The sequence below is a fragment of the Pseudomonas koreensis genome (assembly GCF_024169245.1).
Classification (GTDB): Bacteria; Pseudomonadota; Gammaproteobacteria; order Pseudomonadales; family Pseudomonadaceae; genus Aquipseudomonas; species Aquipseudomonas koreensis_F.
Genome location: NZ_JALJWP010000001.1, coordinates 983544 through 999532, shown reverse-complemented (window position 1 = coordinate 999532; position 15989 = coordinate 983544). Strand labels below are relative to the sequence as shown.

Sequence of the window (15989 nt, the reverse complement as noted above, 5' to 3'; positions counted from 1 at the left end):
TTGGCCCACATTTCCCGACCGAGAGACCACTCCCATGTTGGCACCCAAGCGTCTTCTGACCGCACTGGCCTTGACCCTGATCGGCAGCACCACTGCCCAGGCTGCCGATGAGGTGGTGGTTTACTCGTCGCGGATCGATGAGCTGATCAAACCGGTATTCGATGCCTACACCGCCAAGACCGGGGTGAAGATCAAGTTCATCACTGACAAGGAAGCGCCGCTGATGCAGCGCATCAAGGCCGAAGGTGAAAACGCCACCGCCGACCTGCTGCTTACCGTCGATGCCGGCAACCTGTGGCAGGCCGAGCAGATGGGCATCCTCCAGCCATTCACCTCGAAAACCATCGACGCAAATGTTCCCCTGCAATATCGCTCGTCCACTCATGCCTGGACCGGCCTGAGCCTGCGCGCACGGACCATCGCCTATTCCACCGAGCGAGTGAAACCGGGCGAACTGACCACCTACGAGGCGCTGGCCGACAAGAACTGGGAAGGTCGCCTGTGCCTGCGCACGGCGAAGAAGGTCTACAACCAGTCGCTGACCGCGACCATGATCGAAGTTCACGGCGCCGAGAAAACCGAGAAGATCCTCAAGGGCTGGGTCAACAACCTGTCCACTGACGTGTTCTCCGATGACGTTGCAGTGCTGGAAGCGATCAATGCCGGGCAGTGCGACGTCGGCATCGTCAACACCTACTACTACGGTCGCCTGCACAAACAGAAGCCTGAATTGCCAGTGAAGCTGTTCTGGCCGAATCAGGCTGATCGCGGCGTGCATGTGAACCTGTCCGGCATCGGCCTGACCAAACATGCACCACACCCGGAAGCGGCCAAGGCTCTGGTCGAGTGGATGACCACGCCTGAGGCGCAGAAGATTTTCGCTGATGTGAACCAGGAATTCCCGGCCAACCCGGCGGTGGCGCCATCGGAAGAAGTGGCGGCGTGGGGTAAGTTCGTGGCCGATACCCTGCCGGTGGAAGTGGCGGGCAAGCGTCAGGCTGAGGCGATCCGGATGATGGATCGGGCGGGTTGGAACTGAATCGTTTCGAAAGATTCGTTTGATTCAAAATCCAGCCCCTCACCCCAGCCCTCTCCCGGAGGGAGAGGGAGCCGATTTGTGTTGGATTCGAACCTGAGTTCGGCTCGGTACCTCAGATCGGCATAATACGTAAAAGCGACGCGGTCAGTTCCCTCTCCCTCCGGGAGAGGGCTAGGGTGAGGGCAGCAATCCCAACCTGAAATACGCAATCCAAGAACACGCCAATCCCTCCAGAGACCCAAAAGTGGCCCACCCCGCCCAACGCCGCTGGTACCCCATCGTCTTCACCATCGCCGCGCTGGTGCTGTTGCCGCTGAGCGTGCTGCTGCTGTCGTGGCAGACCATCGATCAGCAGATCTGGTCGCACCTGTGGCAAACCCAGATGCCGCGTCTGCTCGGCAATACCCTGACGCTGATCCTCGGCGTCGGTATCGGCGTGACCCTGCTGGGCGTCAGCCTGGCCTGGCTCACCAGCCTCTGCGAGTTCCCCGGCCGGCGCTGGCTCGACTGGGCACTGATGCTGCCCTTCGCCATTCCCGCCTATGTACTGGCCTTTGTTTTCGTTGGCCTGCTCGACTTCGCCGGCCCCGTGCAGACCTTGCTGCGCGAATGGTTCGGCACCGGCCTGCGCCTGCCGCGGGTGCGATCCACCGGCGGGGTGATCGTGGTGCTGGTGCTGGTCTTTTATCCTTACGTTTATCTGCTGGCGCGCACCGCGTTCCTGGCCCAGGGCAAAGGCCTGATGGAAGCGGCGCGGGTGCTCGGGCAATCGCCGTGGCAGGCGTTCTGGCGGGTCGCGTTGCCGATGGCGCGTCCGGCGATTGGCGCGGGCGTGGCGCTGGCGCTGATGGAAACCCTCGCCGATTTCGGCGCGGTGTCGGTGTTCAACTTCGACACCTTCACCACGGCAATCTACAAGACCTGGTACGGCTTCTTCAGCCTGTCCAGCGCCGCGCAACTGGCCAGTCTGTTGCTGCTGGTGGTGATGCTGGTGCTGTACGGCGAACGCCGGGCACGCGGGGCGAATCGGGCCAGCAATGAGCGGCCACGGGTAAAAGCGCTGTATCACCTGCGCGGGTTCAAGGCCTTCGCGGCGACGGGCTGGTGTGCCCTGGTGTTCGCCTGCGCTTTCGTCATCCCGGTGCTGCAACTGATCGTCTGGTTCTGGCAGCGCGGACGCTTCGATCTGGACGAGCGCTACGCCGGGCTGATCCTGCACACGCTTTACCTGGGCGCGATGGCGGCGCTGATTACCGTCAGCGTTGCGCTGTTGCTGGCGTTCGCCCGGCGTCTGGCACCGACCCAGACGATCAACTCCGGCGTCGGTCTGGCCAATCTCGGCTACGCGTTGCCCGGTTCGGTGCTGGCGGTGTCGATCATGCTCGCTTTCAGTTATCTGGATCGTGAGCTGGTGATTCCGCTCTCCGCGTGGCTCGGCGGTGCCGGCAAACCACTGTTGCTCGGCAGTCTCGCCGCTCTGCTCATGGCTTATCTGGTGCGCTTTATCGCCGTCGCTTACGGGCCGCTGGAAAGCAGTCTGGCGCGTATACGGCCATCTTTGCCCGAAGCGGCACGTAGCCTGGGTGTCAGTGGGCCGCGACTGTTTTTCAAAGTGTATCTGCCGCTGTTGCTGCCCGGCACCTTGAGCGCCGCGTTGCTGGTGTTCGTCGATGTGCTCAAGGAAATGCCCGCGACCCTGCTGATGCGCCCGTTTGGCTGGGACACGCTGGCGGTGCGCATCTTTGAAATGACCAGCGAAGGTGAGTGGGCGAGGGCGTCATTGCCTGCGCTGACCCTGGTGCTGGTTGGTCTATTGCCAGTGATCGGATTGATTCGACGCTCAGCGCACCGAAACACTTAGTAGTGAGTCCTACATCATGCGGCTACAATGCGCGGCATTCGGTGCGGTTCGTCTGACAGACCCGTGCGCTGGAATCGGCTGAAAGCCTTATCCATCAAGGCCTTCAGCCGTATAGCGGCGGTCCGCACCCTCGCCACGCCCGGAAGGAGAAACCCATGGGACAGCGTACGCCTCTGTATGACCTGCACCTCGCGCTCGGCGCGAAGATGGTCGATTTTGGCGGTTGGGACATGCCACTGCATTACGGCTCGCAGGTCGAGGAGCACCACGAAGTGCGCCGCGATTGCGGGGTGTTCGATGTTTCCCACATGACCGTGATCGATGTCACCGGCGCCCAGGCCAAGGCCTGGCTCCAGCATCTGCTGGCCAACGACGTCGAACGTCTGCACAGCCCCGGCCGGGCGTTGTACAGCACCATGCTCAACGAGCGTGGCGGCATCGTCGACGACATGATCGTCTATCGCCTCGACGGCGCGTACCGGCTGGTGTTCAACGCCTCCACCCGCGATCAGGATCTGGCGTGGATGAACGCGCAACTCGGTACTTGCGACGTGCAGTTGCACGAGCGCTCCGAGTTGGCAATGCTCGCCATCCAGGGCCCGCAGGCCCGGCACAAGATTGCCGAACTGGTCACCCAGTCGCGCGCCACGCTGATCCAGCAACTCAAACCTTTCGAAGGCGCCATTGACGGCGACTGGTTCATCGCGCGCACCGGGTACACCGGTGAGGATGGCCTGGAAATCTGCCTGCCGGCCCATCAGGCGCCGGGCTTTTTCAACGACCTGGTCGGCGCCGGTATTTCCCCGATCGGCCTTGGTGCTCGCGATACGTTGCGTGTCGAGGCCGGGATGAACCTCTACGGCCAGGACATCCACCAGGACGTTTCGCCGCTGGCGTCGAACATGGCCTGGAGCATCGCCTGGGAACCGGCCTCGCGTCAGTTCATCGGCCGCGCGGCGCTGGAGGCGGAAAAAGCCGCCGGCGTGGCGCACAAACTGGTCGGTCTGGTGCTGGAAGAACGCGGGGTTTTACGCGCTCACCAAGTGGTTCGCATCGCCGATGTTGGCGAAGGGGAGATCACCAGTGGTAGTTTCTCTCCTACGCTGAGCAAATCGATTGCCCTGGCGCGTGTACCGATGGCAACTGCCGACCGCGCCGAAGTGGAAATTCGTGGCAAGTGGTACCCGGTGCGAGTGGTCAAACCGACCTTCGTACGCCATGGCAAGACTTTGATCTAACCTTTTCTGGCGGGCACAACCGCTGACCAATTCCTGAGGAAACCGAAGATGAGCGATATCCCTGCCGAACTGCGTTTTGCCGAAAGTCATGAATGGGCACGTCTGGAAGCCGACGGCAGCGTCACCGTGGGCATCAGCGATCACGCGCAGGAAGCGCTGGGCGACGTGGTATTCGTCGAACTGACCGAAGTCGGCAAGGTGTTCGCCGCCGGTGATCAATCCGGCGTGGTCGAGTCGGTGAAAGCCGCCTCCGACATCTACGCCCCGGTCAGCGGCGAAGTCATCGCGATCAACGAAGAGCTGGGCGGCTCGCCCGAGTTGCTGAACTCCGACCCGTACGGCGCGTGGATCTTCAAGCTCAAGCCAAGCGACAAGGCCGAGCTGGACAAGCTGCTGGATGCTGGTGCGTACAAGGCTGCCATCGGCGAGTAATTCGCTGTCTGAAATCCGGACAAAAAAATGCCGCTCAATCGAGCGGCATTTTTCATGGGGCAAGGCTTATTCGGAAGCCACGGCGTTCTTCGCCAGAATCGCGTTCGCCAGTTCCATGTCCGAGGCCTGCAGGCCCGGGTTGTCGGCGCGCACTTTCTGCATCGCCGCTTCCAGATACGGACCACGGATGCCGCCGTCACTGGCGACGAAGCTGCCGGCGTCGTCCTGAGCGGCAACGATCAGCTTGTGATCCTTGAAGGTCAGGTAAGTCGAACCGGTGGTGGCGCCGGAGGAAATGACGTTACGCCAAAAGCTGTCCGCCATGGCCGAACCAACGGGAAGCGACAGCAGGGCCAGGGTGGCGACAGCAAGTTTGAGACGCATGATGGGGTGACTCCTGGGGATTGACTAGGGCGTTGGATTGCCGATCCTCCCGTCCAGTTCCGTGGCGACTTATTTCGACTCACTTTGCGGCGTTACCCGCAGCACTTCCTCCACTGTGGTCAGCCCTGCGGCAACTTTTTGCGCGCCTGACAGGCGCAGGCTGCGCATGCCTTCCTTGAATGCCTGGCGGCGGATGGCCGTCAGGTCGGTGTCCGGGTTGATCAGCGCCTTGAGGCCGTCGCTCAGTTGCATGATTTCGTACACCCCGGCGCGGCCTCGATAGCCTGTGTCGCGGCATTCCAGGCAGCCAATCGCCCGTTGCGCATTGCTTGGCAGCGGCGCCTGCCATGGCCGGGTCAGGGTTTGCCAGTCTTCATCCTCCAGCGTCAGCGGCGCCTTGCAGTGCGGGCACAACGTGCGCACCAGCCGTTGGGCCATGACCCCCAGCACGGTCGCCTTGATCAGGTAATGCGGCACGCCGAGTTCGAGCAAACGGCTGATGGCGCTTGGCGCGTCGTTGGTGTGCAGGGTCGACAGGACCAAGTGCCCGGTGAGCGCGGCCTGAATCGCCATTTCGGCGGTTTCCAGATCGCGTATCTCGCCGATCATGATGATGTCCGGGTCCTGTCGCATCAGCGCACGCACGCCGGCGGCGAAGGTCAGCTCGATGTTGTGCTGCACCTGCATCTGGTTGAAGGCCGGCTCGACCATTTCGATCGGGTCCTCGATGGTGCACAGGTTGACCTCCGGCGTCGCCAGTTTTTTCAGCGTGGTGTACAGGGTGGTGGTCTTGCCAGAACCGGTCGGCCCGGTGACCAGAATGATGCCGTTGGGCTGGCGGGTCATGTCCTGCCAGCGGCGCAGGTCGTCGGCGCTGAAACCCAACTGGTCGAAATTCTTCAACAGCACTTCGGGGTCGAAAATCCGCATGACCATTTTTTCGCCGAACGCCGTCGGCAAGGTCGACAGACGCAACTCCACTTCGCCGCCGTCCGGGGTTTTGGTCTTGACCCGGCCGTCCTGGGGCTTGCGCTTTTCCGCGACGTTCATGCGGCCGAGGCTTTTCAGGCGACTGACTATTGCCATGGTCACCTGCGGCGGGAATTGATAGACGTTGTGCAACACGCCGTCGATGCGAAAGCGCACGGTGCCGTGTTCGCGCCGCGGTTCGATGTGGATATCGCTGGCGCGCTGCTGGAAGGCGTACTGGAACAGCCAGTCGACGATGTTGACGATGTGCGCGTCGTTGGCGTCCGGCTCCTGATCGCTGGCGCCGAGATTGAGCAGTTGTTCGAAGTTGCCCAGGTTGCCGCCCTGCGCGTCGGCATTGCTGGCGCCGCTGACCGATTTGGCCAGACGAAAGAACTCGACGCTGAAGCGCTGGATATCCACCGGGTTGGCCACGACCCGTTTGATCGGCAGCTTCAATACGTGGGTCAGATCGGCTTCCCAGCCGCTGACGTAGGGCTGGGCGCTGGCCACGGTCACCGCATCGCGATCCACGGCGACGGCAAGAATTTTGTGCCGTTGGGCGAAGGCATACGACATCAGTGGCGTGATCGCTGCGACGTTGATTTTCAGCGGATCAATGCGCATATACGGCTGGCCGGCCTGTTGCGCCAGCCACAGGGTCAGGCTTTCCAGGTCCAGATGTTTGCCCGGACGGCTGAGGTCGTCGAGTTGCTGGCTGGCGATGAACTCCAGCGGATGCATCTGCCCGTGAGCAGCATGGCGTCGGCGGGCATTGAGCGCCTGTTCCGCGGCGTCCTGGCAGATGAAGCCTTGGGCGACCAGTTCACGCAGTACATCGTTGAGGTCCAGCCAGCGGTCCTGAGTGACAAATTGAACGGACATGTGGCTTTCCTTTTTAAGCGGCATGCGCAAAAGGATAGTCGTGGCGCTGCTGACCGTTGGGCCACTACCCGACGAAGCCGTTGCCGGATCTGTCAGCCGGCGGCCTGCACGGGCGCCTGCCATGCCGCATCGGCATTGTGCAAATCCACCGAGCAGACGCTGATCAGGTTACGCAGTTTTTCCGCGATCACTTGCGCGCGATGCCAGCTCAGGCCGCTCATGAGCAGATCGATCGACAGCAGATCGTCCTGGCGCTGGACGTTGACCTGCTCCGGCGTCAGGCACTGCAAGGCGAACAGATTCAGCACCCGCACCAGCAGATCCGGCTCGGCCTCGGCGAGGATTTGGTACTGCGCCAGGCAGTGCGCGTTATTGACGTTCCAGACATCAGCGCGGGTGGCGGGGCTGTTCACGGCTTCAAGGTGTGGCATGGCGAGTCTCCAAAGGTGCTGGAGAAATTTTTACATTCGGTGCGGGGTATTTCTTGGCTATGATCGGCAGCTAACGGGATTTATCGAAAGATATGATTTGTGAAAACTGATCTTTGAGGATTTTTTATGCACAGCGAGCTGGATGCCTACGATCGCAAGATCCTCGCCTTGCTGCAGGAAGACGCCTCGCTGTCGAGCGCGCAGATCGCCGAGCAGGTCGGCCTGTCGCAATCGCCGTGCTGGCGGCGGATTCAGCGGATGAAGGAGGAGGGCATCATTCGCGGTCAGGTGACGTTGCTTGATCGCAAGAAGATCGGCCTGAACACGCAGATCTTCGCCGAGATCAAACTCAACGCCCACGGCCGTTCGAACTTCACCGAATTCACCGAGGCAATTCGCGGTTTTCCGGAAGTGCTGGAGTGTTATGTGCTGATGGGCGCAGTGGACTTCATGTTGCGCATAGTCGCGGCGGACATCGAGGCGTACGAGCGGTTCTTCTTCGAGAAGCTGTCGCTGGTGCCGGGGATACAGGAAGTGAATTCGATCGTGGCGCTGTCGGAGATCAAATCCACCACCAGCCTCCCGGTCTAGCAAAAAAGCAAAAGATCGCAGCCTTCGGCAGCTCCTACAGGGGAATGCATTCCAAAGGTAGGAGCTGCCGAAGGCTGCGATCTTTTAGCGGTGTTACACGCGCAGGAGGGTTTTCCAGGCGCGGTTCTGGTACACCGCAATCGCCTGATGCTTGCGCGCATCGAGCAGTTCGTCGGTGATGGTCGGCTCGTTGGCCAGTTGCGCCAGTTTGTTCAGCTCGCCGTAGAGGCGATCCATTTCCGGAATGTCCAGCACGTTGCGCGCGTGGTGCAGCCAGACCTGAATGCGCTCGATGCGCGGCAGTTGCTCGGCGAGATCTTCCGGCTGTTGCTGGTAGCGCTGCAGCTGCAGAGCGGTGGCTTCTTCACCCAACAGACGCGGCAGCCAGCTGTGCAGTTGCGCGTCACCCTGACGATTGCCGCGAGTATTGCGGTCAGCGGTCCAGGTACGGGCCAGCAGCCAGCGCGAGGCGTTCAGCGAGAACTGGCCCCAGCGCGGGTCTTCCAGTTCTTCGAGAAACTGCTCAGGCGCAGCCTTGCGCACGTCTTCGTCTTCGATGCCGACCTGCACCAGCGGGCGCCAGTCTTCCAGCAAGGCATCCAGGGCCACACGCAGGTCGTGGGTCGACTGACGCGGCGCAGCCTGGCCGAGGCTGCTGAGCAGGGCGCGCATTTCCGCGAGGTTCTCGACCCAGTCCTGCAGGAGGCGCCAGTGGCCGTTGAAGCGATATTGCTCGGCCAGACGCTGGCTGCTGCCGAGCAAATGCCAGCTCAGCGCGGCGAAGGCGTCGTCGAGGCGGGTTTCGGTGGTCAACTGCGGCGCCGGCAGGCTCAGCGAGTAGCTGTTGGCGTCGTGAAGACGATAGCCGCGCTCGGCCTTGCTGATATCGCACGGCATCAACGCCAGGGTTTCCGCCAGTTCAGCGGCCAGTTCCAGCAGCGCGGCCGGCTCGCCTTCGCGCAGCTCCAGTTCCAGTTCGCAGATTTCTTCTTTCTGCTTGCCGACCACCACATGGCCGAGATCCAGCGCCGCTTCGATGACGACTTTGGTCTTGCCACGACCCCAGGCGATTTCGGCGCGCTCGCGGACGAAATCAGTGGTGAAGATCGGCTTGAGGGTTTTCTTGTCCAGCTCGGCCAGCGCCTCTGGCCAGCATTCGCCGTCGAGTTTCTTCACGTCGAGTTTGGCTTTCGGCAGTTTCCAGTCGTACTCGTTACGCTCGGACAGACCGGCGACGCTCTGGCCACGGGTCTTGAGGGTCTGGATCACTTCGTCACCGTCCTTGCGCAGGCGCAGGGCAACTTTGGCCTGGGCGAGGTCGCGCTCGGGGGTGTCGAAATACTGGTTCATCAACTCACGGCGTTCCCAGCCACTTTTGTTGCGTTTCTTCAGCAGCGGGTGCTCGCGCAGGGCAGCGAGGGTTTCGCGGCTGACGCGGAGTTTGATTTCGGTTTCTTTTTGCATGGCCGGAACATCCAGAATCGGGAGCGCAGCCGGGGGAATGTGTGGCTGCCAAGGCCGTGCAGTGTACAGGAGTCAAACTTCCTACGCCCTGCGGCGGTTTATTCCGCGCGCCGGATGGTTCTATAGTGGGCCTCAATCCGGGACCTGGAGTCAGTGATGCCATTGCCGTCCATGCAAGACCAGTTCGCCGCGCTGATTGCCGCGCCATCGGTCAGCTGTACCCAACCGAGCCTCGATCAATCCAACCGCGCCGTCATCGATCTGCTGGCGGGTTGGCTGGGTGACCTGGGTTTCAGCTGCGATATCCAGCAGGTCAGCCCCGGCAAATTCAATCTGCTCGCCAGTTTTGGCAGTGGCCCCGGCGGCCTGGTGCTGGCCGGGCACAGCGACACGGTGCCCTACGACGACGCGTTGTGGCAGACCGACCCGCTGAAGCTCACCGAAGTCGACGGTCGCTGGGTCGGGCTGGGCAGTTGTGACATGAAGGGCTTCTTTGCACTGATCATCGAAGCCGTGCAGCCGCTGCTCGATCAGCCGTTCAAACAGCCATTGCTGATCCTCGCCACCTGCGACGAAGAAAGCTCGATGTCCGGCGCCCGCGCGCTGGCCGAGGCCGGGCAACCGCTGGGCCGCGCGGCGGTGATCGGCGAGCCGACCGGGCTCAAACCGATCCGCATGCACAAAGGCATCATGATGGAGCGCATCGACATCCTCGGGCAGAGCGGCCACTCGTCCGATCCGCGCCTGGGCCACAGCGCCCTCGAAGCCATGCACGATGCCATCGGCGAACTGCGCGGCCTGCGCCTCTTGTGGCAGCGCGAATTCAGCAATCCGCAGTTCAGCGTGCCGCAACCGACGATGAACTTTGGCTGCATTCATGGCGGCGACAACCCCAATCGCATCTGCGGCCAGTGTTCGCTGGAATTCGACCTGCGGCCGCTGCCGGGCATGGACCCCAACGTGCTGCGCGCGGAAATCCTGCGCAAGCTCAACCCGGTGGCCGAGCGGCACAAAGTGAAAATCGATTACAAACCGCTGTTCCCGGAAGTGCCGCCGTTCGAGCAGGCCGAGGATGCCGAACTGGTGCGCATCGCCGAAAAGCTCACCGGCCATCGTGCCGAAGCAGTAGCGTTCGGCACCGAAGCGCCTTATCTTCAGCGCCTCGGCTGCGAAACCATTGTGCTTGGCCCCGGCGACATCGCCTGCGCGCATCAACCGGGCGAGTACCTTGAAATGTCACGTTTGCAGCCTACCGTGCATCTGATTCGGCAGTTGATTGAACATTACTGCCTGAGCCCGGACAAACTTGTGTGAATGAATGCTGTACCTGTAGGAGTGAGCCTGCTCGCGATCGCGGTGAGTCAGTCACCGAAGATATTGACTGAAATTCCGCTATCGCGAGCAGGCTCACTCCTACAGGGGAGTTGTGTTTTGTCTGGCCGAACCCGGTAAATTGCCTGCACCCCAACCCGTATTCATGAGGAGAGCGCGCGTGTCGCCAAGCCTGTTCCGACGATAACCATCAGCCCGCTGTGCGTTTTTCGTTTCGCCCCTTTTTTCGGCTGCTCTTTATTACAGGCCCAGGTTCATGCCCGAATACGTCAATTGGCTCCGCCACGCGTCTCCCTACATCAATGCCCACCGCGATTGCACCTTCGTCGTCATGCTTCCCGGCGACGGCGTCGAGCATCCGAATTTCGGCAATATCGTCCACGACCTGGTCTTGCTGCACAGCCTCGGCGTGCGTCTGGTGCTGGTGCACGGTTCGCGCCCGCAGATCGAAACCCGCCTCGCCGCCCGTGGCCTGACCCCGCATTACCATCACGGCATGCGCATCACCGATGCCGCGACCCTGGAATGTGTGATCGATGCGGTCGGCCAGTTGCGCATCGCCATCGAAGCGCGCCTGTCGATGGACATGGCCTCGTCGCCGATGCAGGGCTCACGCTTGCGCGTGGCCAGCGGCAACCTCGTCACCGCGCGGCCGATCGGCGTACTCGAAGGCGTCGACTATCACCACACCGGCGAAGTGCGTCGGGTCGACCGCAAGGGCATCAACCGCCTGCTCGACGAGCGTTCGATCGTGCTGCTGTCGCCGTTGGGCTACTCGCCGACCGGCGAAATCTTCAACCTCGCCTGCGAAGACGTCGCCACCCGCGCCGCGATTGATCTGGGCGCGGACAAGCTGCTGTTGTTCGGCGCCGAGCTCGGCCTGATCGACGAGAACGGCAAACTGGTGCGCGAACTGCGCCCGCAACAAGTGCCGGCCCATTTGCAGCGCCTGGGCATGAGCAATTATCAAGCGGAGCTGCTCGATGCCGCCGCTGAAGCCTGTCGTGGCGGCGTGGCGCGCAGCCATATCGTCAGTTACGCCGAGGACGGCGCGCTGCTGACCGAACTGTTCACCCGTGACGGTGGCGGTACGCTGGTCGCGCAAGAGCAATTCGAGCTGGTGCGCGAGGCGGCGATTGAAGACGTCGGTGGCCTGCTCGATCTGATCAGTCCGCTGGAAGAGCAGGGCATTCTGGTGCGTCGCTCCCGCGAAGTGCTGGAGCGCGAGATCGAGCAGTTCAGCGTGGTCGAGCGTGAAGGGATGATCATTGCTTGTGCGGCGCTGTATCAGATCGCTGACTCCGATGCCGGCGAACTGGCGTGCCTGGCGGTGAATCCGGAATACCGCCATGGCGGGCGCGGCGACGAGTTGCTCGAACGCATCGAAACCCGGGCGCGGGCGCAGGGTTTGAAAACCCTGTTCGTGCTCACCACCCGCACAGCGCACTGGTTCCGCGAGCGCGGGTTCGAACCGAGCAGCGTCGAACGCCTGCCAGCGGCGCGGGCGTCGCTGTACAACTATCAGCGCAATTCGAAGATTTTCGAAAAGACTCTGTAAAACTGTGTCGCTCCATTCGCTCGCGAAGCTTTTTACTGGGTGATGAATTTCGCGCTGACGTACGGCGAGTAATCCGGCAGCACCGTCTCGACCTTGCCCTGTTCTTTCAGGAATTTCGCCGTTTCAGCAATTGCCTTCGCGGTGCCGCCGTCCAGCAGCGCCGTGGTTTGCTGCGCCTTCGCGTCAGGGAATGCCGAACCGGCGAGCAGTTCTGGAACATCCGCTGCGTTGGCACCGGTCAGTTTGGCGATTTTCTGCACAGGCACCGAGTCGGCTGTCCAGCTGTCCTTGTGCGCGGCGTAATCAGCGAACGAGTCCAGAGTGACCTTGGCAAACTTGGCCACGACATCGGGATGCTTCTCGGCAAAGTCCTTGCGCGCCACCCACACCTCGAAGGTCGGCGCACCCCACTGGCCGACTTGTGCTGCGTCGGTCAGGGTCTTGCCGGTCTTGCGAATCTCACCGAGGGCCGGTGACCAGACAAACGCACCATCAATGTCGCCACGCTTCCACGCAGCGGCGATTTCCGCTGGTTGCAGGTTGACCACTTTGACTTGCGAAGGATTCAGGCCCCAGTGCTTCAGCGCCCCAAGCAGACTGTAGTGCGAGGTCGATACGAACGGCGTGGCGATGGTCTTGCCGATCAGGTCCTGCGGTTTGTCGATGCCGCTGCCGTTACGCACCACCAAAGCTTCAGCGGCATTGATCTGCGCCGAAACAATAAACGCCACGATCGGCAGATTACGTGACGCCGCCGCAGCCAAAGGGCTGGAACCAAGGTTGCCGATCTGCACGTCGCCAGAAGCAATGGCTGTCACTACTTCCGGGCCGCTGTTGAAGCGGCGCCAGTCGATCTTCTCGCCAATGGTTTTCTCATAGACGCCGTCGGCCTGCGGCACCTTGCTCGGGTCGATGCCGGTTTGGTAGCCGACAGTCAGACCGGCGGCCTGTGCGGAAAAACAAAACAGTGCCGACACACAAACTGTAACAAATTGACTTGATAGTGCGCGTTTCGCCATGATGCGTCGCCTTTTCGATGGGATTTGCCGTGTTGGGAGTACGGCAAAGCTAATCGATCTAAAAAAAGGTCAACAAATACCATTTAGGAATGAGCTTAGGCGCCGATACGCTGTTTCCCGGCGCGGATGGCCATTAATGGGCCATATACCCGAATGGTATGAAAAAGAATGAATAAATTCTTTTTGGGATTATCAGGAAGTCTTTACGCTGCAGGGACCAAATCACCAGCGATTAGACGATGGTCGTAGACACACAAGGTTACGATTGACTTGGCAGTCACGGTCTGGCGCTAATCGCGAATCTTAGGATTCAGGGCAAATCGACCCCGAACCAGGAACACAAGAATTAGAACGAGAGGAGCGATACATGAACAAGTCCACCTTGGCCCTGGCTGTGGCCGTTGGGGTTATGGCGCAGCAGGCAGGCGCCGCCGGTTTCATCGAAGACAGCAAGGCTACTCTGGGTCTGCGCAACTTCTACATCAACACTGATAACCGTGACGGCGCTGGCGCCAACAAGAACGAAGAATGGGGCCAAGGCTTCGATCTGCGTTTCATCTCCGGTTACACCCAAGGTACCGTCGGTTTCGGTCTCGACGCCATCGGCCTGCTGGGCATCCGTCTTGATTCGGGCGGCGGCACCAACGGCAACAGTGGCACCGCTTACGGCGGCACCGTGTTCCCGAGCGAGTCCAACGGTAAAGCCGTGGACAACTTCTCCAGCCTGGGTCTGACTGCCAAAGCCAAGATCTCCCAGACTGAACTGAAGCTGGGTACCTTGCAGCCGAAGAACCCGGTCATCGTTACTAACGACGGTCGTCTGCTGCCGCAAACCTGGCAGGGTGGCCAGATCACATCCGGCGAGATCAAGGACCTGACTCTGGTCGGTGGTCAGATCGAAGCGGTAAAAGGTCGTAACTCCAGCAACAACGAAAACCTTTCGATCGGCGGCGCCAACACCCGCGGCACGGCTTTCCGTGACAGCAACAAGTTCATCTACGCCGGTGGTGACTACAAGATCACCAAAGACCTGACTGCCCAGTACTACTACGGCAACCTGGAAGATTTCTACAAGCAGCACTTCCTCGGTCTGGTGCACAACTGGTCGATCGGCCCGGGCGTGTTGAAGTCTGACCTGCGTTACTTCAACAGCTCAGACGACGGCAAGAACGGCACTGACTCGGCTTACTACAGCTCGGGTAACTACACCGGTTTCCGTAACGGCCGTGGTGAAGTCGACAACAACCTGTACAGCGGTCTGTTCCTGTACACCGTTGCCGGTCACACCTTTGGTGGTGGTTATCAGGTTTCCAACGGCAGCAGCGACTTCCCTTGGCTGAACCAGGGTGACGGTTCGTCGAACTACACCATTACCGACATGCAGATCCAGAAGTTCGGCCGCGCCGGTGAGAAAACCTGGCAGGCTCGCTACTCCTACGACTTCGCCAAGGTCGGCGTACCTGGCCTGACCGCCGGTGTGGTTTACCTCAAAGGTGACAGCATCGACACCGTAGGCACCAACGGTCGCGAGAGCGCGTCGAACCGCTCCGAGTGGGAACGCGACTTCACCATCGGTTACGTAGTACCGGAAGGCCCGTTCAAGAACGTCGGCCTGATGTGGAAAAACGCTGTATGGCGCACCGACCTGCCGAACACCCGTTCGCAGGACGAAAACCGCCTGATCGTCAGCTACTCGATCCCGCTGCTGTAATCACGCGGCTCGATTCGCAGACAAAAAAAGCCCCGTCCGGCATCGCGCCGGACGGGGCTTTTGCGTTTCGAGTCAGGCTCACCCCCGTAAGCCCTTCCCGATTCCCTCTTTGCTGCAACTCAAGGCCTTCTCGAACCTTGCGTTGGATGTTCGTCGCGATGCGAGCCAGTGTCCAATGAACAGATGTTTAATATTCATTAATGATCTAAATATCTATTTATTTATTCTTTTTCACGCTGATCGATCCCGGGCTACAGTTGTTGTCTCCCATCCCTTATCAGGAGCAGCACCATGAGCCTCAGACTCGGCGACATCGCCCCCGATTTCGAACAGGACTCCAGCGCCGGCAAGATTCGTTTCCACGAATGGCTGGGCGATAGCTGGGGCGTGCTGTTTTCCCATCCTGCGGATTTCACTCCGGTGTGCACCACCGAGCTGGGCTTCACCGCCAAGCTCAAGGATGAATTCAGCCAGCGCGGCGTAAAAGCCATCGCGCTGTCGGTCGACCCGGTGGACTCGCACCACAAGTGGATCGAAGACATCAACGAAACCCAGAACACCATCGTCAACTTCCCGATTCTGGCCGATGCCGATCGCAAGGTCTCCGATCTCTACGACCTGATCCATCCGAACGCCAATGACACGCTGACCGTGCGTTCGCTGTTCGTGATCGACCCGAACAAGAAGATCCGCCTGACCATCACCTATCCGGCGAGCACCGGGCGTAACTTCCACGAGATCCTGCGGGTGATCGATTCGCTGCAGCTCACCGACAACTACAAGGTGGCCACCCCGGCCAACTGGCAGGACGGTGAAGAAGTGGTGATTGTGCCGTCGCTCAAGGACGAGGAGGAGATCAAGCAGCGCTTCCCCAAAGGTTATCGTGCGGTGAAGCCGTACCTGCGCCTGACGCCGCAACCGAACAAATGAGTCAGTGAGATTTTGATCGTCCCACGCTCTGCGTGGGAATGCCGCCCGTGACGCTCCGCGTCACAGTGGACGCGGAGCGTCCATGGATTCATTCCCACGCAGAGCGTGGGAACGATCTTCGTGTGGTTACAACGCAGGGGATTTC

The 15989-nt window shown here is 60.9% G+C and carries 14 protein-coding genes; 9 read left to right on the top strand and 5 right to left on the bottom strand.

The annotated features are described in order from the left end of the window. Positions 1-34: 34 nt before the first annotated feature. From J2Y90_RS04660 to gcvH, 4 genes are all read left to right on the top strand, one after another. The gene (locus J2Y90_RS04660) at positions 35-1039 is read left to right on the top strand and encodes an extracellular solute-binding protein (protein WP_253497005.1); all 1005 of its coding nucleotides are present in this window, start codon (positions 35-37) and stop codon (positions 1037-1039) included. Between the two features lie 244 nt (positions 1040-1283). Further along, positions 1284-2900, top strand: coding sequence for an ABC transporter permease (locus J2Y90_RS04655; protein ID WP_253497002.1), 1617 nt, complete (start codon positions 1284-1286; stop codon positions 2898-2900). Positions 2901-3055: 155 nt separating this feature from the next. Next, positions 3056-4138: a glycine cleavage system aminomethyltransferase GcvT gene (gene gcvT, locus J2Y90_RS04650; protein WP_253496999.1), complete on the top strand. Its 1083-nt coding sequence runs from the start codon at positions 3056-3058 to the stop codon at positions 4136-4138. A 48-nt stretch (positions 4139-4186) separates the two neighbouring features. After that, entirely contained in the window at positions 4187-4570 is a 384-nt protein-coding gene (gcvH, locus tag J2Y90_RS04645) for a glycine cleavage system protein GcvH (RefSeq protein ID WP_253496996.1), read from the top strand. 66 nt (positions 4571-4636) lie between these two features. On the opposite strand, the gene J2Y90_RS04640 is transcribed toward gcvH, so the two are convergent. The 3 genes from J2Y90_RS04640 to J2Y90_RS04630 all read right to left on the bottom strand — a co-directional run bounded on the left by J2Y90_RS04640 (position 4637) and on the right by J2Y90_RS04630 (position 7239). Then, a complete protein-coding gene (locus J2Y90_RS04640; RefSeq protein WP_172667868.1) occupies positions 4637-4957 on the bottom strand; it encodes a DUF2388 domain-containing protein in 321 nt (106 codons plus the stop codon). 66 nt (positions 4958-5023) lie between these two features. Next, positions 5024-6808, bottom strand: a complete 1785-nt coding sequence (locus J2Y90_RS04635) for a GspE/PulE family protein (RefSeq protein ID WP_253496993.1) — start codon at positions 6806-6808, stop codon at positions 5024-5026. Positions 6809-6900: 92 nt separating this feature from the next. Continuing rightward, on the bottom strand, positions 6901-7239 hold the full coding sequence (locus J2Y90_RS04630) for a hypothetical protein (RefSeq protein ID WP_253496991.1): 339 nt from the start codon (positions 7237-7239) through the stop codon (positions 6901-6903). A 126-nt stretch (positions 7240-7365) separates the two neighbouring features. On the opposite strand from J2Y90_RS04630, the gene J2Y90_RS04625 reads away from it, so the two are divergent. Continuing rightward, positions 7366-7830, top strand: coding sequence for an Lrp/AsnC family transcriptional regulator (locus J2Y90_RS04625; protein WP_024014730.1), 465 nt, complete (start codon positions 7366-7368; stop codon positions 7828-7830). A 93-nt stretch (positions 7831-7923) separates the two neighbouring features. On the opposite strand, the gene J2Y90_RS04620 is transcribed toward J2Y90_RS04625, so the two are convergent. Continuing rightward, positions 7924-9294, bottom strand: coding sequence for a CYTH domain-containing protein (locus tag J2Y90_RS04620; RefSeq protein WP_253496988.1), 1371 nt, complete (start codon positions 9292-9294; stop codon positions 7924-7926). 156 nt (positions 9295-9450) lie between these two features. Here J2Y90_RS04620 and argE point away from each other — a divergent pair, with 156 nt between their 5' ends. Then, positions 9451-10608, top strand: coding sequence for an acetylornithine deacetylase (argE, locus tag J2Y90_RS04615; protein WP_253496985.1), 1158 nt, complete (start codon positions 9451-9453; stop codon positions 10606-10608). A 274-nt stretch (positions 10609-10882) separates the two neighbouring features. Then, a complete protein-coding gene (argA, locus tag J2Y90_RS04610) occupies positions 10883-12184 on the top strand; it encodes an amino-acid N-acetyltransferase (protein WP_016772647.1) in 1302 nt (433 codons plus the stop codon). 32 nt (positions 12185-12216) lie between these two features. Here the strand turns inward: argA and tauA are convergent, their stop codons facing one another. Continuing rightward, positions 12217-13206 (bottom strand): taurine ABC transporter substrate-binding protein, encoded by a 990-nt coding sequence (tauA, locus tag J2Y90_RS04605; protein WP_253505053.1) that lies wholly within the window; start codon positions 13204-13206, stop codon positions 12217-12219. Positions 13207-13570: 364 nt separating this feature from the next. Here tauA and J2Y90_RS04600 point away from each other — a divergent pair, with 364 nt between their 5' ends. Together J2Y90_RS04600 and J2Y90_RS04595 are read left to right on the top strand one after the other, a co-directional pair. Beyond that, positions 13571-14914, top strand: a complete 1344-nt coding sequence (locus tag J2Y90_RS04600) for an OprD family porin (RefSeq protein WP_253496982.1) — start codon at positions 13571-13573, stop codon at positions 14912-14914. Positions 14915-15205: 291 nt separating this feature from the next. Further along, a complete protein-coding gene (locus J2Y90_RS04595; RefSeq protein ID WP_253496979.1) occupies positions 15206-15844 on the top strand; it encodes a peroxiredoxin in 639 nt (212 codons plus the stop codon). The last annotated feature ends 145 nt before the right edge of the window (positions 15845-15989 follow it).

What these genes read in the sequence shown, in the direction of transcription:
- J2Y90_RS04660 (WP_253497005.1), top strand. Translation starts at nt 35, where the DNA reads ATGTTGGCACCCAAGCGTCTTCTGACCGCACTGGCCTTGACCCTGATC.
- gcvT (WP_253496999.1), top strand. Translation starts at nt 3,056, where the DNA reads ATGGGACAGCGTACGCCTCTGTATGACCTGCACCTCGCGCTCGGCGCG.
- gcvH (WP_253496996.1), top strand. Translation starts at nt 4,187, where the DNA reads ATGAGCGATATCCCTGCCGAACTGCGTTTTGCCGAAAGTCATGAATGG.
- J2Y90_RS04635 (WP_253496993.1), bottom strand. Translation starts at nt 6,808, where the DNA reads ATGTCCGTTCAATTTGTCACTCAGGACCGCTGGCTGGACCTCAACGAT.
- J2Y90_RS04630 (WP_253496991.1), bottom strand. Translation starts at nt 7,239, where the DNA reads ATGCCACACCTTGAAGCCGTGAACAGCCCCGCCACCCGCGCTGATGTC.
- J2Y90_RS04625 (WP_024014730.1), top strand. Translation starts at nt 7,366, where the DNA reads ATGCACAGCGAGCTGGATGCCTACGATCGCAAGATCCTCGCCTTGCTG.
- J2Y90_RS04620 (WP_253496988.1), bottom strand. Translation starts at nt 9,294, where the DNA reads ATGCAAAAAGAAACCGAAATCAAACTCCGCGTCAGCCGCGAAACCCTC.
- argE (WP_253496985.1), top strand. Translation starts at nt 9,451, where the DNA reads ATGCCATTGCCGTCCATGCAAGACCAGTTCGCCGCGCTGATTGCCGCG.
- argA (WP_016772647.1), top strand. Translation starts at nt 10,883, where the DNA reads ATGCCCGAATACGTCAATTGGCTCCGCCACGCGTCTCCCTACATCAAT.
- J2Y90_RS04600 (WP_253496982.1), top strand. Translation starts at nt 13,571, where the DNA reads ATGAACAAGTCCACCTTGGCCCTGGCTGTGGCCGTTGGGGTTATGGCG.
- J2Y90_RS04595 (WP_253496979.1), top strand. Translation starts at nt 15,206, where the DNA reads ATGAGCCTCAGACTCGGCGACATCGCCCCCGATTTCGAACAGGACTCC.